Consider the following 18,642-nt stretch of genomic DNA (forward strand, 5'->3'; position numbering starts at 1 on the left):
GCTCCTATAGTCAAATCAGAGTCTGTAGGAGCAACTGTCTTATCGCTGTGGGGACACCTCACGTAGCGTGGAAAACGGCGCAGCCTTTTCCACTGGAGACTTGGTGGCGAGGAGGCCCTCACCCCAATCCTCTCCCGAGGGGAGAGGGGGCTAGCCGAGCAGGCGTTCATTTTCCATCAGCCACGGCAAAGATCACGTCAAACCGGCGTACCTCTTCCTGTAGGAGCAGCCGCATCGGCGAACCGCCATGGCCGCGATAGCAGTCAGACCGTAGCGTGGCAAACGGCGTAGCCTTTTCCACGCTATCGACAGGCCTGAGGATTAGCCGCTTCCTCTCGCCTCAGAATTCCAGGTGCAGACCCACCACCAGCCGGGCGTCGTGGGTGTCTTCGCCCTCTTCGCGTGCCATGGCGGCGGTGTTGCCATGGGTGGCGTTCCAGGAGACGCCCACATAGGGCGCGACCTCCGGGGTCACCTGGTATCTCAGGCGCAGCCCTGCCTCGCTTTCCGCGAAACCGGCGCCCTGTCCGCGCGACTCGTCGTTGCGGCCGTAGAAGTTGAGTTCGGTATGCGGCTGCAGGATCAGCCGCTGGGTCAGGGACCAGTCGTATTCGGCTTCCAGGCGCAGGGCGGTCTGGCTGTTCTCGCCGAAGAAGGCCGTGATCTCGATGTCGAGGTCCTCGGGCGCGTGCTCCTGGATGCCCAGGGCGGCCCAGGTCTGTGGCGAGCCGGGTTTGAAATCCTGGCGGATACCGGCCACGCTGCCCCAGCCCCTGGCCAGTTCATGCCCCCAGAGCGCCTGTACCTCGGCCTGCTCGGTATGGCCGTTGCTGCGTTCGCCCTGGCTACGGAAATCCAGCCGATCGGCGCCACCGCCCAGGACCCAGCCTTCCAGGTCCCAGTTGAGGACGCTGCCCTCGTCGGCGCGCTGCCACTCCAATTGATCCACTTCCAGACTGGCCGGCGCGCGAGCGCTGGGATCGGCGGCCTGGACGAAGGCGCTGGCGGCAAGACCGGCGAAGAGCAAGGACAGCGGGAGCAAACGAGGCATGGCGGTTATCCAGGATCATGGAAGCGCCTGATAGACCGCTCTGCCGCACTCATAGTTTTAAAAATATTACGAATGCCAGCCTTGACTATTCGAACAGCGCATCCAGTGCCTGCTCCAGCCGTGTCACCGCTACCACCTGCAAGCCAGGCGGTGGGTCTTTCGGCGCATTGCCCTTGGGCACGATGGCGCGCTTGAAGCCGTGCTTGGCAGCCTCCTTGAGACGTTCCTGGCCGCTGGGGACCGGGCGGATCTCGCCGGACAGGCCGATCTCGCCGAACACCAGCAGGTCGTGCGGCAAGGCGCGGTCCCTGAGGCTGGAAATCACCGCCGACATCAGCGCCAGGTCCACCGCCGTCTCCAGCACCTTGACCCCGCCGACCACGTTGATGAAGACGTCCTGGTCGTAGGTGGGAATGCTGCCATGGCGATGCAGCACCGCCAGCAGCATGGCCAGGCGATTCTGGTCCAGCCCTACGGTGACCCGGCGCGGGTTGGCCAGGTGACTGGTGTCCACCAGCGCCTGCACTTCCACGAGCATGGGCCGCGACCCCTCCCAGGTGGCCATGACCACGCTGCCGGCCACCGCCTCCTGGGCACGATTGAGGAAGATCGCCGAGGGGTTGGACACTTCCTTGAGGCCCTTGTCGGTCATGCCGAACACACCCAGCTCGTTGACCGCGCCGAAGCGATTCTTCACCGCCCGCAGCATGCGCAGGCGACCGTCGGATTCGCCCTCGAAATAGAGCACGGTGTCGACCATGTGCTCCAGCACCCGCGGTCCGGCCAGGGCGCCTTCCTTGGTGACGTGGCCGACCAGGAAGATGGCGGTGCCGGTCTGCTTGGCGAAGCGCACCAGGAGGGCCGCGCTCTCGCGCACCTGGGCCACGCCGCCCGGGGCGGACTGCAGCTGTTCGGTGAAGATGGTCTGGATGGAGTCGATCACCATGACCCGCGGCTTTTCCTGGCGGGCGGTGGCGACGATGGTCTCGATGCAGGTCTCGGTCATGACCTTGAGCTTGTCTTCCGGCAGGCCCAGGCGCCGGGCACGCATGGCCACCTGCTGCTGGGATTCTTCGCCGGTGACATAGAGCGCCGGCATGCGCGCGGCCAGATGACAGAGGGTCTGCAACAGGATGGTGGACTTGCCGATGCCAGGATCGCCGCCGATCAGCACCACGGAGCCGTCCACCAGACCACCACCCAGGACCCGGTCGAGTTCAGTGGAGTCGGTGGTGAAACGTGGCGTTTCCTCGACGCTGACCTCGGCCAGGGTCTTGATGGTCGCCTGCTGTCCGGCCCAGCCGGCGCGACCGGAGGGCACGGCGGAGGTTTCGACGACGGTTTCCACCAGGGTATTCCAGGCACCGCACTCGCCGCACTGACCCGCCCATTTGGGAAAGGTGGCGCCGCATTCGGTGCAGCCGTAGAGACGCTTGGCCTTGGCCATGCCGGGGAGCTCCTGTCGCGAAAGGAAGGCGACGAGCATAGCACGACTGGATGCATGGACAGTAAAAAGGCGCGATCCTCGCGGAGCGCGCCTGAGGTGGAACCGGCAAAGCGCCCTACTGGCTTTCGCCTGGCTGGCGCAGCATGGTCAGGGCCTGGTTGGCCTGGGCGATGCACTTCTTCTCATCGCCGGCCTGGTGGGCGGCCATGGCGTTCTTGCGGAATTCGGCAATCTGCTTGGCCTGGGAGCTACCCGGGCCGATCTGATTGGTCTTCATCTTGCTGGCATCGTCCAGCTTTTGCAGCTGCACGGAGCAGAGATCCTGAGCGAAGGCGGGAGCAGTGGCGAACAGCATCAGGGCGATCAGGGCGGTGCGCTTCATGGGGACATCCTCATCGGGAGGGCCGGTGCGGCCGGGCGAATCTCGCTTACCCCGTGAAACTCGGGTGGGGTCAAGGCATTGACCTCAGGGCAACACCTGACGTTCAGCGCACACGCAACGGGCACCCGCCCAGAGGAGTGCCCACCTCAGTGCTTGAACAGCGAGGCCGGCACGGCATTCCCTCTCAGCCAACTGGGCAAGGCCTCCTGCCAGTGCAGCTGCTCCAGGTGCTGGAGTGACGCCAGCAGCCGGCTGTATTCGGCGAATTCCTGCTGGACCCGACGGCGTTGCACGTCCAAGGCCGCCTCGGTGATCCACAACTGCCACTGCCGGTACATCGCCGCTTCATCGCTCATCTTGTCCCTCCTGCTCAGGGGGCATGATGGCAACGCCGCGGCACTTGCCAATCGCACCAAGAGCCTGTTCAAAATCTGCTGCGCGTCGGCCAAACCGCGTTGAAAATGGCCTCGGAATGCTCATTTACCCCTCGTAAACTCCGCTTCCTCAGCCATTTTCGCCTTGTTTGGCTCTAGCTCGCGAGATTATGAACAGGCTCTAAGCGAAACCCGACGGCGAGCGCCGGGCCAAGGTGCGCTAGGACGGATATTTCAGCTGCTGGGCGATCTTGTCTTTGAGCAGCACGCGCTCGCGGCGCAGACGACCCAGTTCTTCGTCGCCGCTGGATTCTTCCACTTCTTCCAGATCGAGGATCTGCTGGTCGAGTTTCGCGTAGTCGTCCAGTAGCTTAGCGAAGGCCGCATCGGTCTGCGGACGGCTGTCCAGCTGTTCGGCGTACTCGGGAAAGTCTTTGTGCAGGTCGTGTTTGGCAACCATCGGAGCCTCCTTGGGCGTGAGAAGTTGACGTCGCGAGGGGGCAGCCCTCGTCGTACAAGGGTGGACCCGGCGCCCAAGGCAAAGTGCGACAGCCACGACCAGCTGCCGATTTGCAGCTGATTTGCCGTTTCCCGGGAACCTGGAGACCGTTAGCAAGGTTCCAAACTCGAGCGAAGCGAGCACAATCGTCTATCGTCTCTTCGAAACCATCCAAAGGAGTGCAGCATGAGCATCATCGCCGAGTTCAAGAAATTCGCCATGAGGGGCAACGTGGTCGACCTGGCGGTCGGCATCATCCTGGGCGCTGCCTTCGGCAAGATCGTGTCGTCCTTCGTCGCCGACATCATCACCCCGCCGCTGGGCCTGCTACTGGGGGGTGTGGATTTCTCGCAGTTGGCGATCACCCTGCGCGCGGCCGTGGGCGACCAGCCGGCGGTGGTCATGTCCTACGGCAAGTTCCTGCAGACCATCTTCGACTTCGTGATCATCGCCTTCGCCATCTTCATGGCGATCAAGGTGCTCAACCGCCTGCGCCTGCACCAGGAAGCCGCGCCGTCCGGCCCGACCAAGGATCAGGTGCTGCTGACCGAGATCCGTGATCTGCTGAAAGAACAGAACAGCCAGGCGACCGTGGCGCCTGGGGTGAAGCAGGAACCGCCGATCAACCCGCTGTAAGCCTTTCAAAGGCGGCTGCGCGTCGGCCAAACGGCGTTGAAAAGCCTCTGGATCACCAGCCCGGCCTGGGTGGCCCCGATCCGCTTCCTCAGGGCTTTTCGCAGGGCCACCTAGGTCTAGTTTGACTCTAGACCACAGCCTTTGCAGAGACTTACAGCAAGCCCCGCCTCACTCGGAGGCGGGTCGTTCCAGGCGGATCCAGCCGATCCGCCGGTCCTTGACCGATTCCACGGTCAGCTGCCAGCCCTGGTATTCCAGACGGTCACCTGCCATCGGTAAGCGTCCCAGCAGGTCCACCACCAGGCCGCCGAGGGTCTGGTAGTCCTCGTTCTCCGGGATCTGGAAGCCGGTGCGCTGCGCCAGGGGGTGCAGGTTCAGGCCACCACTGGCGCGATAGCCGTTCTCCACCTTTTCCAGCTCCGGCAGGCTGTCCTCGCTGGCATCCGGCAGTTCGCCGGCGATGGCCTCGAGGATGTCGGTCAGCGTCAGCAAACCTTCGAAACCGCCGAATTCGTTGACCACGAAGGCCACGTGGGTCGAGGCGGCGCGCAGCTGTTCGAGGGCGCCCAGCACCGAGGCCTGGGCCGGCAGGTGGATGGGCGTACGCACGCGATTGCGCAAGTCGGGGGTCTGGCCCTGCAGGATGTCGGTGAACAGCTCCTTCTTGTGCACGTAGCCCAGGGGTTCGTCGATGTTGCCGTTGACCACCAGCGGCAGGCGCGAGTGGGCCGAGGCCAGCAGTTGCTCGCGCAGCCGTTCCGGCGGGGCGTCGGCATCGAGGATGTCGACATCGGCGCGGGCGGTCATCACCGTACGCACCGGGCGCTCGCCCAATTGCAGCACGCCGCTGATCATCAGGCGCTCACGGCGATCGAACACCGGGCCTTCGCCCTTCTCGCCATCCATCAGCTCGGCGATGTCCTCGTCCACTTCGTCTTCGCGCAGGCGACCGCCCAACAACCGCAGCACGGCCTGGGAAGTCCGCTCGCGCATGCCGAGGCGTTCGTGCATCTGCCGCTTGCGCTTCCAGCGCACCACCTGGTTGGCCAGCTCGATGAGGATCGAGAAGCCGATGGCGGCATAGAGGTAGCCCTTGGGAATGTGGAAGCCCAGGCCTTCGGCGGTCAGGCTCAGGCCGATCATCATCAGGAAGCCCAGGCACAGCATGATCACCGTGGGGTGGGCGTTGACGAAGGCGGTCAGCGGCTTGCTCGCCACCAGCATCAGGCCGATGGAGATGATCACGGCGATCATCATCACGCTCAGGTGCTCGACCATGCCCACGGCGGTGATGACGGCGTCCAGCGAGAACACGGCATCGAGCACCACGATCTGCGCCACCACCGGCCAGAAGGCGGCGTAGGTACGGCTGCCACCGGTCTTGTGGGTATGGCCCTCGATGCGTTCGTGCAGCTCCGTGGTGGCCTTGAACAGCAGGAAGATACCACCGAACAGCATGATGAGGTCACGGCCGGAGAAGGCCTTGCCGAACACCTCGAACAGCGGCTCGGTGAGGGTCACCATCCAGGAGATGCTGGCCAGGAGGCCCAGGCGCATGATCAGCGCTAAGGACAGGCCGATGACCCGTGCCTTGTCGCGCTGTGCGGGCGGCAGCTTGTCGGCGAGGATGGCGATGAAGACCAGGTTGTCGATGCCCAGGACGATTTCGAGGACGATCAGGGTGAGCAGTCCCAACCAGGCGGTGGGATCGGCGATCCATTCCATCAGTAGCGGACCTCCGTCTGAGCGGGCCGAGCGGCCACGGAGGAAGGAAAACGGGAGGGGGTGTCAGCCGCACCTGGCCAGGAGGCCGGGGGCGGCTCGGATCTGTCACTGCTCATCGGAACTCGGAAAGTAGCCTTGGAAATTCCGATCCTAGAGCAACGCGGGCCCAAAGCTAAAGGCCCAACCTTTTCCAATTGTGAAGAAAACGTAAAGACGCCCGTACAACTTCACGGTTACCAGTAGTTTTCCACTGCCACCTGGCCGGGCCGGCGACTAAAGGCCAGTTGCAGATCGCGCGTCTTGAGCAACTGGCGGGTATCGTCGACCATCTCCGGATTGCCGCAGATGAGGATGCGCGAGTGCTCGGGTGACAGCGTGACACCGGCGGCGCGTTCCAGTTCGCCATTCTCGATCAGGCTGGTGATGCGACCACGCAGGGCGCCAGGGTGATTCTCGCGAGTGACCACCGGGACATAGACCAGGCGGTCGGTGAGGCCTTCGAGGTGCTCCACCTGGCCGTAGCCTTGGATGACGTCCTGGTAGGCCAGGTCGCGGGCCTCGCGCACGCTGTAGACCAGCACGATGCGCTCGAAGCGCTCCCAGGTGTCGGGCTCCTGCAGCATCGACAGGAAGGGCGCCAGGCCGGTGCCGGTGGCCAGCAGCCAGAGATCACGACCACCGCCGAAGCGCTCCAGGGTGAGATAGCCGTAGGGCTGCTTTTCCACCAGCAGCTCGTCGCCTTCGCGCAGGCGGCTCAGTTCGCTGGTGAAGGCGCCGCCGGGGACCACGATGGAGAAGAATTCGAGGAAGTCGTCATGGGGCGCCGAGACCATGGAGTAGGCCCGCCAGACCACATCGCCATCGGCCTTGCGCACGCCCAGGCGGGCGAACTGGCCGGCACGGAAACGAAAGCGCGGGTCACGGGTGGTCCTCAGGCTGAAGAGGTTGTCGCTCCAGGGCCAGACGGCGGTGATCGTCTCGCGGGTGAACTTGTCGTCGGTGGCGGTCATACTGGCCTCTTTTTCCCGATTGCTTGGTGGCATTGTCCCGCAGTGAGCCGCCGATAAACACCGACAGAAACCATGCCTTCTCTCGTTTCGCCCTTCGCCACCCTCGAACTCGACCGTCAGCCACCGCGCCGCGACGATCCCCTGCAGGCCTTCGACGCCGCCGACGAATACCTGCTGCAGCAGGTCGCCGAAAGCGGACTGGTCCCCGCCGCCCGGGTGCTGGTGCTCAACGACGCTTTCGGCGCCCTGGCGGCCAGCCTGGCCGGCCACGCTCAGGTGACATCCAGTGGCGACTCGCACCTGGCGGCCCTGGCGCTGCAAGCGAACCTGGCGCGCAACGGCCTGGCCGCCGACGCCGTGACCTTCGTCCCGGCCAGTGAGGCGACCAGCGGTCCCTTCGACCTAGTGCTGGTGCGGGTACCCAAGACCCTGGCCCTGCTGGAAGAACAACTGATTCGCCTGCACGGCCAGTTGGCGCCCGGTGCGCGGGTGATCGCCGGCGGCATGCTCAAGCACCTGCCGCGCGCCGCAGGCGACCTGCTGGAACGGCATATCGGCCCGGTGCAGGCGTCGCTGGCCGTCAAGAAGGCGCGGTTGCTGTTCGCCACCCCGGAAACTCGTCCGGTAGTGGCCTCGCCCTACCCCAGTCGCTATCGGTTGGACGAACCGCCGCTGATGCTGGTCAACCACGCCAATGTCTTCTGCCGGGAAGGGCTGGACATCGGCACCCGCGCCTTCCTGCCGCACCTGCCCAAGGGCCTGGGCGAGGCCCGGGTGGCCGACCTCGGCTGTGGCAACGGCGTGCTGGCACTGGCCTGTGCCCTGGCCAATCCGGAGGCCCGGTTCACCCTGGTGGACGAGTCCTACATGGCGGTGCAGTCGGCGCGGGAGAACTGGGCCGCGGCCTGCGGCGACCGCCCGGTGACGATCCAGGCCGCCGACGGCCTGGCCGACCAGCCGCCGCGCTCGCTGGAGCTGATCCTGTGCAATCCGCCTTTCCACCAGCAGCAGGTGGTGGGCGATTTCCTCGCCTGGCGCATGTTCCAGCAGGCGCGCGCCGCGCTGGATGCCCAGGGCGAACTCTGGCTGGTGGGCAATCGCCATCTGGGGTATCACGTCAAGCTCAAGCGGCTGTTCAGGCGCGTCGAACAGATCGCGGCCACGCCGAAATTCGTGATACTCAGGGCGGTCCAACCCCTCTGACGTCCCCTGGAGAAGAGAGCCGCCCGCGTGCCATCCCTGCCCCTCGATCTCCACTACATCGCCCTCGTCCTCGAGCTGATCGGCATCAGCGCGGCGGTGCACGCCATCGTCACGGTACGCACCGCCCAGGGCGCCATGGCCTGGGCCATGGCGCTGGTGTTCATGCCCTTCCTCAGCCTGATTCCCTACCTGGTGTTCGGCCGGCGCCGCTTCGACAGCTACGTGAAGGCACGGCGGCAGGCGGACGAGGAGATGGCGCGCCAGGCCGCCGAGCTGGACTGGCGCCCCTGGATCGCCGAGGCCATGGCCGCCCAGCAGTGCAGCGCCGCCAACCGCAAGCTCAAGGCCATGACCGCCCTCACCGGCACCCCCTGCGTGGCCAACAACCAGGTGCGACTGCTGGTCAATGGCGAGGAGACCTTCGCCGCCATCCTCGGCGCCATTCGCGGCGCGCAGCAGGTGGTGCTGGTGCAGTTCTTCATCATCCACGACGACGCCTTGGGCCTGGCCTTGCAGAACACCCTGCTCGACCGCGCCCGCGCCGGGGTCAAGGTCTTCCTGCTGTACGACGCCATCGGCAGCCACGCCTTGCCGCGCGCCTATGTAGAAAAGCTGCGCGAGGCCGGTTGCGAGGTGAAGGGGTTCAGCAACAGACGCGGGCTGATCAACCGTTTCCAGGTCAACTTCCGCAACCACCGCAAGATCGTGATCGTCGATGGCGAGGTGGGCTTCACCGGCGGGCTCAACGTCGGCGACGAGTACATGGGCCTCAAGCCGCCCCTGGCGCCCTGGCGCGACACCCATATCGAGTTGCGCGGGCCGGCGCTGGCCACCCTGCAGGAGACCTTCGCCCAGGACTGGTACTGGGTGACCAGAAAGCTGCCCACCCTGCTGCTGCCGGAGCGCTACGAGGACGGCGGGGTGCTCTGCCAGGTGGTGCCCAGCGGCCCGGCGGACGACCAGGAGACCTGCTCGCTGTTCTTCGTCGAGGCCATCCATTCGGCGCGCCATCGCATCTGGATCACCTCCCCCTACTTCATCCCCGACGAAGCCGTTTCGGCGGCCCTGCGCCTGGCCGCCCTGCGCGGGGTGGACGTGCGTATCCTCCTGCCCTCGCGACCGGACCACAAGGTGGTCTATGCCGCTTCCTACCTCTATGCCTTCGAGGCGGTGCACGCCGGCATCCGGGTATTCCGCTACGGCCCGGGCTTCCTGCATCAGAAGGTGGTGCTGATCGACGAGGACGTGGCCGCGGTGGGCAGCGCCAATCTGGACAACCGCTCCTTCCGCCTCAACTTCGAGGTGATGGTGATGGTCATGGACGTGCAGTTCGCCTGGGAGGTGCGCAAGATGCTGGAGCAGGATTTCAGCCGTTCCCGCGAACTCACCCCCGAGGACAACGCCGCCTTGCGCCGCTGGCGGCGGGTGGCCATGCGGGTGGCGCGGGTATTCTCGCCGGTGCTCTGAGCATCCGGTACAAGGCCACAAGCAGCGAAAGGTGCCGGTTTCCGAAACAAAGGCGACTCCTCGCCAGCGAAGGCCTCAATCGGCGGCTCCAGATGTTCGAAATAGCTGCGACTGCTGGTGGCAATTTATGCAACTGCCCTAGGTCCTGCTAGTAACAGCTGCGACTGTCTGCGGAATTTTCGGTAAACAATTTAGAGATGGCCTTTAATGGCGAGGGAAAAGCTTGAAGGGCTGTTATCGACCCAAAGCAGGCGTTGGCGGTAGGCAGCTAACAGGCAGAAGCCGCCCTTTGCAGTAGTCAAAACTTGGCGACGATTTCACAGTCGCATGAGTACCATCTTGAGGCTTAAAGGTTTCTGGAAAACCAAGGGTCTCACCTCGACCATTTAAGCAACCCCTACGAGACCCCATCAGACGGCTCTGAGCTTAGAGAGAAGGAATGGGGGCAGGGCTTTTCGATAACACCGCAGCGGAGGCCTGGGCCAAACCGAAATGCCCGACTTAGCTAACCAAGATGGCCTTGGCGTGCTGCAGATGTGCGCGGAACCGGGACGCATAATCTTCGGCAACTGCAGCTTGAACACTCGCGCGGTTTGCCAGTGCATGGCGCCACTCTGCAACGCGGCCAAGCCCTTCGAACAACGGATGACTTAATTCGAATCCTAGAAGGTCGAAATAGCGGAAAACTGGAGCAACGGCGATATCCACCATGCTGAGCTTCGCGCCAGCGAAGTAAGGGCCGTCCGACTTCTCAAAATTGAATCGCTCCAGTTTGCCTCTCAACGCTGCAGATTTACCTAGCGCTGCTTGCTGATCACCAGCATTCAGATATCCCCACGCATCCGCGAGCATGGCAGTGGCGAATTCGATCCAGGCACGGTGTTGAGCTCGGGTGATGGCATCTTCCGGATGTAAAGCAGGGGCCGGATACACTTCTTCGATGTACTCGCAGATGGCCGTGCTCTCGAAGAGCACATTGGCTTTCTCGTCGCCTTTTTGCACCTTCAGGAGTGGGACTTTGCCTGTTGGTGAGATAGCCATAAACCAGGTGGGCCTGACCTTTAGATCCACGTCGATGCGCTGAAATGGAACCTCTTTTTCAAGGAGCATAATTGCCACTCGCTGAACAAACGGGCAAAGCCCGTGGCTAACGAGCGTGAGCTGTGCTTGCGACATTTGAATACCCGTTGTTATTTCGACAGCTCCCGCTTCCGGACTGGAAGCGGGATGTACAGACGCGAAGGCGTGCCCAGCTTGTTAAAGCGAGCGACCACCATCAACGATGATTTCCGTTCCCACCGTCCAACGAGACTCGTCCGACGCGAGGTACAGCACCGCCTTGGCTACTTCTTCAGGCGTGCCAAAACGGCCTAATGCGATGGTCGCAGCAATATCCTTGTTGACCTGCTCGCGGTAGGCATCGGGGATACCCAGCTTGTCGTACAGCGGCGTATCGATCGGCCCTGGGCTGACCGCATTTACTCGAACACCACGTGGTAGGAGCTCGCTCGAGAGCGTCTTGGACATGTTCAGAAAAGCCGCCTTCGTTGCCGCATAAACCGATGAACGCGCCTCACCCAGGTGCGCACTGACCGAGGTGTTAAGAACCACCGATGCCGGGTTGGAGAAGACCGGCAGCAGTGCTTGCAGGAGGAAGTATGGGCCTTTGACGTTGATGTCAAAGGAGCGGTCAAACATCTCCTCGTTCCAGTCTTCGATCGGCATCCAGACGGATACGCCGGCGTTGAGGAAGGCAACGTCGAGGTGCCCGTAATGAGACTGAACAGCTTGGGCCAGCTCCTTCTGGGCTGTGACACTGGCGGAGTCGGCTCGTAGCACTGGAACCTCGCTACCCAAGACAGCTTGTGCATTCGCAATGGACTCAGGGTTGACGCCAGTGACGATCACCCACGCGCCTTCTGCGAGGAACTGCTTTGCGGTCTCCAGACCAATGCCACTTGTGCCGCCAGTGATGAGCGTACGCTTGCCTTTTAAACGGGACATGTAAATTTCCTCTCATTTGTGACGGTCAGCCGGACGACTGACCTTCTGAGAGCGATCATGGATTTATGCCATCGCGCTGATAAGATGGCCGTAAAGAATAGATCTCATGCGAAATCCGCATGAAAGAGGACGTGTGATGGATCGGTTGCTACTGATGAGCTGTTTTGTACGCGCCGTCGAGACAGGCAGCTTTTCGGCTGCAGGACGTGATCTTGGGCTCGGGCAGCCGAATGTGAGCCGTTACGTCGCCGCTCTCGAAGATCATCTGCAAACCAGATTGCTTCACCGGTCGACACGTAAGCTGACGCTCACACCTGAAGGTGAGCGCTACTACGCAGACGCGCGGCGTATCTTGGACTCGGTGGAACAGTCCGAATCTTCACTGAAAGGCAACGTGGCGGCTTCTGGGTTACTGCGTGTTGCATGCCCGACTGCATTGGCGCACACCTTTATCGTGCCCCATGTGGCTAGGTTTCTGGAGCTTTATCCAGAAGTATCGCTCGATCTTCAAATCAACGATCGCTACGTCAATCTGGTCGACGAGGGAGCCGAACTCGCGATTCGCATCGGCCACCTGGAGGACAGCGCAATGCATGCACGGCCACTAGCTTGGTTCGAGCGCGTGTGCGTGGCCAGCCGCGAGTACTTGGCGAAACGAGGCGCTCCCTCTTCGCCTGATGACCTGAAGGAACACGACTGCCTTATTTACACCCTGCTATCTACCGGGACTAACTGGCGGTTCAAGGACATCGATGTCCCTGTCTCCGGGCGACTGCGGGTTAACTCTCCCGACGCGATCCGTGAGTATGTCAACGCAGGGCTGGGGATCGCACAGGGGCCTCAGTGGCTTTATGAGGAGGGGCTGAGAACTGGCAACCTTGAATTGCTGCTTAAAGACTACGTAGCACCACAGGTGCCAATCCAAGTTGTATACCTGGCGAATCGGCTGCTGCCCAAGCGAGCCATTGTATTCATGGACTTCATGGCCGATGTGTTTGCAAAAAGCTCTGCATTCCGTGAGCAGCGCGCGAACGGATAATCAGAGCCGCAGTGCCCCTTGTAGTGAACCAGGATGTACGCTTACCACCATTGCGATCAGCGGATCTGGATAGTCATTGAGACGTAACGCTTCTATCTCAGAGCTCTGACTCACCACCGGCCCTAGACCAATGAATTGCCCATGATTTCGTAGACACCACAATGCGTCATCTCGAAAGGTTTATATTGGCTGTCAAAGCTGATGCAGGCGACATGCTGCTTCTGGCCGGTAGCTGCCTGTCGTCACTGGCTGCAATCGCCGCCAGAAGCGGTCGTTCTTAAACCCTCCCATTTTCCTAGCTGAAAGCGGAGCGGCGCGTAGGCTAAATTGGATGACCTCAGTGCGATTGCATCCAGCCTGCGGCCGTCCAGTCCAAATTCTCGGGTATCAGGTAGCGGTTACTGGCATCGGCCAGTCGTCGATTAGCCGTTTCTTCTGCAACCTTGAACAGCCCTTTGGAGGCCTCAGGGTCGGGGATAAGGCTGCTGTGTTCGGCAGGGCTCAGGAGCCATTGGCTGGCCTTTGCAGGGTTCAGTTTGGCTTTTCCACCGCTAACCTGAATGACACCAAACTCCTGCCGCATGCGTTTGCCTTGTGGTCCTTGCCAGCGCAGCATGGCTCCAAGTAGTGCCCCCTCGCCGAGTTCTGGTGCTTTGAGCATTGCAACCAGACCGCCAAAGTCATGCTCGCAGGCTTTGCTCAGCAAGTACTGCATCAGCTTGGAGTTGAGGTCGAGTATGTGGGTGTCTGGGCGATTTGCGGCGAGCATGCGATCTAAGGTCACGTCCATACGTTGGGAGGCTTTGGGGGAAAGCCCCATGTCACGCATCACTTGCTCGGACAATCGAATACGCAAAAGCCGCTCTTTGTGGCTGCGCTCCGCGACCTCGATGCCCAGTTGTTCGAACATTCCCAGGACGAAGCTGTAGAGGTGCTCGACGGTGATTTCCAGCTCATCGCGTAGCTCATTTGGGTCGCTGGTGGCGGCGTGGACAAACAGTTCTCGTTGTTTGGCGGCAGCGCTGCGAGCCTGTTTCAACGCTTCATCGATACGCTCTCGTGTTCGGTCGATGCCAAGTTTTGTGGCTTGTTGCAGGATATCTTCCACATCGATCAACTCGGCCATTTGACCGAGGATTTCGTCTTTCAGACCATCATTGAATTCATGCTGTTGAACCTCGGCCAGGTCATTCACCACGCTGTCGATTCGCTCATACATCAGGTCGACGATATTCTGATCCAGGCTGTCGGTTTGCTGGATATTGAACACGACCACCTTCTTTTTCTGTCCATAGCGATACAGGCGGCCAATGCGCTGTACAAGGCGCATGGGGTTCCAGGGCAAGTCATAGTTGACCATGATGTGGCACTTGCTCTGGAGGTTGATGCCTTCTCCACCGGCCTCGGTCGAGATCAGAAAGCGCCCCTGTTCCTCAAAGCGCTTAATGGCCTCTCGTCGATCAGCATGCTGCATGGAGCCATTGATTAGCTCGACTTGGCCGCTGCCATAGTGCTCGGTTAGGGTACCCAGCAGGTAGCTCTGGGTGGTGCGGTATTCGGTAAAAATCAGCACTTTCTCGTCAGGGTTGGCTACGTGAATTTTGACGATGATTTCGTCAATGAACTGCTTCAGTTTGAGGTCGTTGGCCTTCAGGGCAGAGGCCTCTTCAATGAGGTCTTCCAACAACTGAATTTCACCGGCAAAGAACTCACGTGCATCGCTGGCGAACTGTTCTTCCCACTCACCTAGGTAGCGCTCATCGCTGGGCTCTTCTGTGGACGTACCGTTTGCTTGATCGTCGAGCAGCCGATGAAGGCGATTACAAAGGGCCCGGTGAATGGCTGCTGCGCTGGAGGCCGCCAGTTTGCGATAAACCGTCATGACAAACCCAATGGCGTTGCCTTTACGGCCTAGCGATTCACCTGCGGCATAGCCTTTGCGCAGATAGTCCTGAAGCGTTTTATCGAACTCGACGGACTCCAGGCTGCTGGGCACTTTCAAAGCCTTGGTGATCTTGCCTTGGAAGATGAAGTTCCCTTCTGCGTCGGTTACATCGGCTTTGTGGTTACGAAATACCATGTCGTGCAGAATTTCAGGTTTCAGGTTGAGTGCCATCAGTTCGGTACGGCGCTCAGGGCGCAGCAGCTCTAGCAGTGCGACGAACTTGTCCTGCATGCCCTGGTGAGGGGTCGCACTCAGCAACAGTATGTGCTTGGTCTGGCTACGTAAGTTCTTCGCCAGGTCATAGCGTTCAGAGCTGTCCAGCTTTTGCCCGTACTGGCGGCGGCTGAGTCGATGCCCTTCGTCAAAAATCACCAGATCCCAAGGCTCTGCCTGGAGCAGGCTTTCCAAGTGCCCCTCCTGCTTGAGTCGATCCATGGAGCCGATGACACAGTCGTGCATCTTCCATTGGCGGGGTTCATTGATGAAAAAGTCCTCGCCATATATCTCGAAGTCTTCGAGCTTGAACTTGTGATACAGCTCCTCCTGCCACTGTTTGGTCAGGCCAGCGGGCGTGATTAGCAGGATGCGTCTGACCAAGTCTCGTTGCCGCATGGCATGCAGCAGCATGCCGGTCTCGATGGTCTTACCCAAACCAACATCGTCTGCAATCAACCAGTTGAAGTTGCCGGATGCGAGGATGTGGTGCACAAGATGAATCTGATGAGGCAGTGGTTCAATTTCTAGGTGAGAAAGGGCACCGGTATTCTCATTCCACACCTTGATGGCATGGGCCAGCATGCGCAGGCGCATGCGCTCGGCATCGTGAGCTTCGCCTTTTCTGGCGGTGACAAAGCGATGTTTAACACCTTTTACCTGACGCAGATATTGATAGGGCAGCCAATGGCGCTCACCACGTTCAGGAAAATCGACCAATACTTGCTCGCTGCCTGCCAATGTGCGCTGCTGCATGATGACGCCCTGCCCTAGTGAGCGAACACCGCTACCTGGGGTTTCGTCGACCACATCCATGCCATTTTTAAAGCCAGAGCGAACGGCAGATGCATCGACATAGGCTAGCTTTTTTTCCGGACTGAACCAGTGAACCTGAACCTGAAGCTGATCTTCGGCGTCTTTCGCGATGGCCATTTTGACGATGCCCAGGCGTTCACTCTGGCCGCTGGGTAATGTTTGGCTGACCCAACAACCTGGAACGTGGGTAAGTCTGAGGGGCTTCATGGGCTAGTCCTTTATCCTTACGGCTCAATGCTTGGCGAGGGTTGGTCGGTATTTTTTGTGTGCAAGGCAGATGCAAGGGGCGCTGCTGACCATTGAGGCGGTGCTCCATCAGCATCATCGTCAATGCTCTCTTCCTCGGGCTCAACGTCGCTAGGCATATCTGCATCATCAGCCTGTTTCTTCGAGCGTTTTTCGTCATTAAGCGACGGCGTATCCTCTACTGCTGGCTTGTCACTGAAATAGCAGCTGGGCTCCTGCGGATGTTTGGTTTGAAACACGCCATAGGCCCTAAGAATTTCGGTTTTCTCACACTCCAAGGTGTCGTACAGACCTAAGTCGCTGTATTCCTCGGCAGGTAGCTCGCGAGGGTTACAGAAGTCAAAGTGCTGGCTGGCGGGTAAGCAACCTTGTAGATTGGCGAATCTGAACCATAGGTATCGAGCAAAGGCCCTAAAAGCGCGGCGTAGGGAGTTGTTCTCATACCAAGTAGCAAAGAGGGTTTCGAGGAAGACCTCAATTTCTTCCACCTGAGGTAGTGACTCAAATGAGCGCAAGATCAGCAAGGCTGTAGGCCAGGACAGCACTTGGTGAGAAAGGCGACTACTGCCGGTCTTATCAAAAGCAATCCAATAAATATCGTTCTCGGCCCAGATCACCTTGATATGCGCTGCGAGGATTAACTCGTCAGGGGTGAGCCCTTTATCGATTTCTCTCTCCAAGGCAAGACGAGTTGCCCCCCAGCCGCTCATGACAAAAATCTGCTGAACCAGAGGGAGAGTGCTGATTGACCAGTTGGCTCTACCGATCAACTCGGCGGCTTTCTGTAGCGCACGATCTTCGCGTGAGAGTTTGTCGGCTAACCCATCAGCCTTATCATCAGCTTCAGGATCTTCGCTACCGAAAACTTCATCCGGGTCAAAGACGTATGCCGCATATTCGTCATCCAGATCGCGGAAGTCGTCCACAACATCTTGGATGTCCTCTTCCTGCTCTGCACCAAGCTCGTAGATCGACAGATCCTGTAAGTCATGATCTAGGTCGATGGGGTCTTCCTGATCTTCAAGCCCTGAGTTCGGCTCAGGTGAAGTCGGGGTGTTTAGCGCTAGCTCGGTGTGTGCGGGGTAATCCTCATCGTTCTCGTCAGATATTTCATCGTGAGTTTGAGACGGGAAAGCAGGAACCCCCGGGTCTGACGATGTTGTAGGCAGCAATGAAGACTCATCGGAGCCCGATAGTTCTGGAGCGCCTAAGTCTGTTGGTTGAGCAGGGATTAGTGAGTGCCCCGATCTGTTGAATATCTTGACCTTGGCTAATCCTTCTCCTGCTTCCGTCTCCTTCCGTGGATGGGCGAGCTTTAGAATGGTTTTTGTGGCGGAGGACAGGGCGCTCTCATCCTCAGTCACATGCGCATCGGAGGAGTCGTCTGTAGCCGCTGGATCCGTACTTGGTGCGTCACTGGGCTCATCGAGGAATTTTGAAGCTTCAGGCGGCGTTGATTCTAATTGGCCCTCCCACCAGCCGACAGTTTTCAAAGCAGGATAATGGGACGCCGTGTTCTGAATGAAGGTAAACGAATCATCGACTGTCTCGGTCAACGCCTTGCCGGCCGGCGCTATTGGGTTTCCTAGGGGCGTCAGCTGCTCAGCTGAGTCATTGAGGAATGCCAGGTCACTGTCTGTTGGCAGGTCGTCTGTCGACTCTTCTGGCTCAATCTCGACAAAGGCCTGCTGTTGGCGTTTCAAGAGGAGAGCACGCTGCATGGCCTTTGCCCCATCTATGGGGCGGCGTTGCAGCCTGTACACGCGGCTGAGCAGATTCAGGGAATCAGGCTCTTCAAACGTATCAATGGCTTCTAGGAGGAGCGACTCGGCAGCCTGCAACTTGCCAAATGCGACAAGGTCGTTGACGTCTTTAATGAGCAGTTCTTTGCTGCGGTGCTTGCTCTTGATCGAGAACGTTTGCGGAGCGCGATGCTTTTTGAAGTGGAGAATTAGTTCAAGTCTGCGCCGTATATCATCCGCTGACTGATGACTTCTCAGGAATTCGGTAAGGAGTGCCCTGGCTGTGGCTTGCTGCCCTTGAGCAATCAGAAGCGAAATGGCTTGGAGCAGGCCTTCCGAGGAGTGGCCTTTCAGGCACGAACGAATCTTCGTCTCCAGCTCTTTTGGATCCGATGCGGCATAGCTCCACAGTTCGTCTAACAGCGCTTCCCAATCCATGTCCATACCGACTCCGTGATGACACAGCACAGCCCTTCACAAATCGTGTCGTGTAGGGTTGGCACTGCCTCATAGGTTTGTGCCTGTGTCGTCCGTCACATTATCCATAGCGACCTTGTGGGTAAAGGCAAATAGCCAACAGAACAATAATTTCTTGTCCGCAGGGCCAACGCTTGCGGGTTGCCTGATACGCATCACATCGATACGTATCAGGACAAAGAAGAGGCAGAATGACCGCTTCTGGCTGTAAACAGCCTGCCGAGACCGTCCGCTTTGGGTTGTGGATTCAACCGGTCGACGCAACAGCGTGGTTAAAACACTCGGCGGGAGTCGAGTACCCCAGGGTCTTTCTGGGACGCTCGTTTAACTGCCGAGCCACTTCATCCAGTTCGTCCTGCGAATAGA

General features: G+C 60.1%; 15 protein-coding genes and 1 pseudogene. 4 read left to right on the plus strand and 12 right to left on the minus strand.

Features of this window, described 5'->3' with window-relative positions; translation table 11 throughout:
* Nucleotides 1-340 precede the first annotated feature (340 nt).
* The 5 genes from AR540_RS16245 to AR540_RS16265 form a co-directional block, all read right to left on the minus strand.
* Nucleotides 341-1,051 (minus strand): copper resistance protein B, encoded by a 711-nt coding sequence (locus AR540_RS16245; protein WP_059230247.1) that lies wholly within the window; start codon nucleotides 1,049-1,051, stop codon nucleotides 341-343.
* Between the two features lie 85 nt (nucleotides 1,052-1,136).
* Complete coding sequence (radA, locus tag AR540_RS16250; RefSeq protein WP_058760248.1) at nucleotides 1,137-2,498, minus strand: DNA repair protein RadA; 1,362 nt, start codon at nucleotides 2,496-2,498, stop codon at nucleotides 1,137-1,139.
* Nucleotides 2,499-2,613: 115 nt separating this feature from the next.
* The gene (locus tag AR540_RS16255) at nucleotides 2,614-2,880 is read right to left on the minus strand and encodes a hypothetical protein (RefSeq protein ID WP_059230248.1); all 267 of its coding nucleotides are present in this window, start codon (nucleotides 2,878-2,880) and stop codon (nucleotides 2,614-2,616) included.
* A 146-nt stretch (nucleotides 2,881-3,026) separates the two neighbouring features.
* Entirely contained in the window at nucleotides 3,027-3,236 is a 210-nt protein-coding gene (locus tag AR540_RS16260; protein ID WP_059230249.1) for a hypothetical protein, read from the minus strand.
* Nucleotides 3,237-3,474: 238 nt separating this feature from the next.
* A complete protein-coding gene (locus AR540_RS16265) occupies nucleotides 3,475-3,714 on the minus strand; it encodes a YdcH family protein (protein ID WP_059230250.1) in 240 nt (79 codons plus the stop codon).
* Between the two features lie 225 nt (nucleotides 3,715-3,939).
* Here AR540_RS16265 and mscL point away from each other — a divergent pair, with 225 nt between their 5' ends.
* Nucleotides 3,940-4,389: a large-conductance mechanosensitive channel protein MscL gene (mscL, locus tag AR540_RS16270; RefSeq protein WP_059230251.1), complete on the plus strand. Its 450-nt coding sequence runs from the start codon at nucleotides 3,940-3,942 to the stop codon at nucleotides 4,387-4,389.
* A gap of 168 nt (nucleotides 4,390-4,557) precedes the next feature.
* Here mscL and AR540_RS16275 read toward each other — a convergent pair whose 3' ends face one another.
* Both AR540_RS16275 and AR540_RS16280 read right to left on the minus strand, forming a co-directional pair.
* Entirely contained in the window at nucleotides 4,558-6,114 is a 1,557-nt protein-coding gene (locus tag AR540_RS16275) for a TerC family protein (protein ID WP_059230252.1), read from the minus strand.
* Nucleotides 6,115-6,347: 233 nt separating this feature from the next.
* Nucleotides 6,348-7,124: a ferredoxin--NADP reductase gene (locus AR540_RS16280; RefSeq protein WP_059230253.1), complete on the minus strand. Its 777-nt coding sequence runs from the start codon at nucleotides 7,122-7,124 to the stop codon at nucleotides 6,348-6,350.
* Between the two features lie 72 nt (nucleotides 7,125-7,196).
* On the opposite strand from AR540_RS16280, the gene AR540_RS16285 reads away from it, so the two are divergent.
* Nucleotides 7,197-8,327: a methyltransferase gene (locus tag AR540_RS16285; RefSeq protein ID WP_059230254.1), complete on the plus strand. Its 1,131-nt coding sequence runs from the start codon at nucleotides 7,197-7,199 to the stop codon at nucleotides 8,325-8,327.
* Between the two features lie 27 nt (nucleotides 8,328-8,354).
* Nucleotides 8,355-9,794, plus strand: coding sequence for a cardiolipin synthase (cls, locus tag AR540_RS16290; protein WP_059230255.1), 1,440 nt, complete (start codon nucleotides 8,355-8,357; stop codon nucleotides 9,792-9,794).
* A gap of 501 nt (nucleotides 9,795-10,295) precedes the next feature.
* Here the strand turns inward: cls and AR540_RS16295 are convergent.
* Entirely contained in the window at nucleotides 10,296-10,970 is a 675-nt protein-coding gene (locus AR540_RS16295; RefSeq protein ID WP_059230256.1) for a glutathione S-transferase family protein, read from the minus strand.
* Between the two features lie 81 nt (nucleotides 10,971-11,051).
* The gene (locus AR540_RS16300) at nucleotides 11,052-11,798 is read right to left on the minus strand and encodes an SDR family oxidoreductase (RefSeq protein ID WP_059230257.1); all 747 of its coding nucleotides are present in this window, start codon (nucleotides 11,796-11,798) and stop codon (nucleotides 11,052-11,054) included.
* Between the two features lie 136 nt (nucleotides 11,799-11,934).
* Between AR540_RS16300 and AR540_RS16305 the strand changes: the two genes are divergently transcribed.
* Nucleotides 11,935-12,837, plus strand: a complete 903-nt coding sequence (locus AR540_RS16305; protein ID WP_059230258.1) for a LysR family transcriptional regulator — start codon at nucleotides 11,935-11,937, stop codon at nucleotides 12,835-12,837.
* Nucleotides 12,838-13,174: 337 nt separating this feature from the next.
* Here AR540_RS16305 and AR540_RS16310 read toward each other — a convergent pair whose 3' ends face one another.
* The 3 genes and pseudogenes from AR540_RS16310 to AR540_RS26225 form a co-directional block, all read right to left on the minus strand.
* Nucleotides 13,175-15,592 (minus strand): DEAD/DEAH box helicase, encoded by a 2,418-nt coding sequence (locus AR540_RS16310; protein ID WP_059230259.1) that lies wholly within the window; start codon nucleotides 15,590-15,592, stop codon nucleotides 13,175-13,177.
* A gap of 443 nt (nucleotides 15,593-16,035) precedes the next feature.
* The gene (locus AR540_RS26120) at nucleotides 16,036-18,243 is read right to left on the minus strand and encodes a hypothetical protein (RefSeq protein ID WP_153014261.1); all 2,208 of its coding nucleotides are present in this window, start codon (nucleotides 18,241-18,243) and stop codon (nucleotides 16,036-16,038) included.
* 280 nt (nucleotides 18,244-18,523) lie between these two features.
* Nucleotides 18,524-18,642 (minus strand): annotated as a pseudogene (locus tag AR540_RS26225) (IS30 family transposase); the annotation flags it as partial.

Source organism: Pseudomonas sp. EpS/L25, assembly GCF_001512295.1.
In the GTDB taxonomy this organism is placed as follows: domain Bacteria; phylum Pseudomonadota; class Gammaproteobacteria; order Pseudomonadales; family Pseudomonadaceae; genus Chryseomonas.

Bases quoted from the DNA above. Each gene is read 5' to 3' on its own strand.
- AR540_RS16280 (WP_059230253.1), bottom strand. From the start codon at position 7,124: ATGACCGCCACCGACGACAAGTTCACCCGCGAGACGATCACCGCCGTC.
- mscL (WP_059230251.1), top strand. From the start codon at position 3,940: ATGAGCATCATCGCCGAGTTCAAGAAATTCGCCATGAGGGGCAACGTG.
- AR540_RS16245 (WP_059230247.1), bottom strand. From the start codon at position 1,051: ATGCCTCGTTTGCTCCCGCTGTCCTTGCTCTTCGCCGGTCTTGCCGCC.
- AR540_RS16275 (WP_059230252.1), bottom strand. From the start codon at position 6,114: ATGGAATGGATCGCCGATCCCACCGCCTGGTTGGGACTGCTCACCCTG.
- AR540_RS26120 (WP_153014261.1), bottom strand. From the start codon at position 18,243: ATGGACATGGATTGGGAAGCGCTGTTAGACGAACTGTGGAGCTATGCC.
- radA (WP_058760248.1), bottom strand. From the start codon at position 2,498: ATGGCCAAGGCCAAGCGTCTCTACGGCTGCACCGAATGCGGCGCCACC.
- AR540_RS16255 (WP_059230248.1), bottom strand. From the start codon at position 2,880: ATGAAGCGCACCGCCCTGATCGCCCTGATGCTGTTCGCCACTGCTCCC.
- AR540_RS16285 (WP_059230254.1), top strand. From the start codon at position 7,197: ATGCCTTCTCTCGTTTCGCCCTTCGCCACCCTCGAACTCGACCGTCAG.
- AR540_RS16305 (WP_059230258.1), top strand. From the start codon at position 11,935: ATGGATCGGTTGCTACTGATGAGCTGTTTTGTACGCGCCGTCGAGACA.
- AR540_RS16300 (WP_059230257.1), bottom strand. From the start codon at position 11,798: ATGTCCCGTTTAAAAGGCAAGCGTACGCTCATCACTGGCGGCACAAGT.
- AR540_RS16310 (WP_059230259.1), bottom strand. From the start codon at position 15,592: ATGCGCCTGCGCATGCTGGCCCATGCCATCAAGGTGTGGAATGAGAAT.
- AR540_RS16265 (WP_059230250.1), bottom strand. From the start codon at position 3,714: ATGGTTGCCAAACACGACCTGCACAAAGACTTTCCCGAGTACGCCGAA.
- AR540_RS16260 (WP_059230249.1), bottom strand. From the start codon at position 3,236: ATGAGCGATGAAGCGGCGATGTACCGGCAGTGGCAGTTGTGGATCACC.
- AR540_RS16295 (WP_059230256.1), bottom strand. From the start codon at position 10,970: ATGTCGCAAGCACAGCTCACGCTCGTTAGCCACGGGCTTTGCCCGTTT.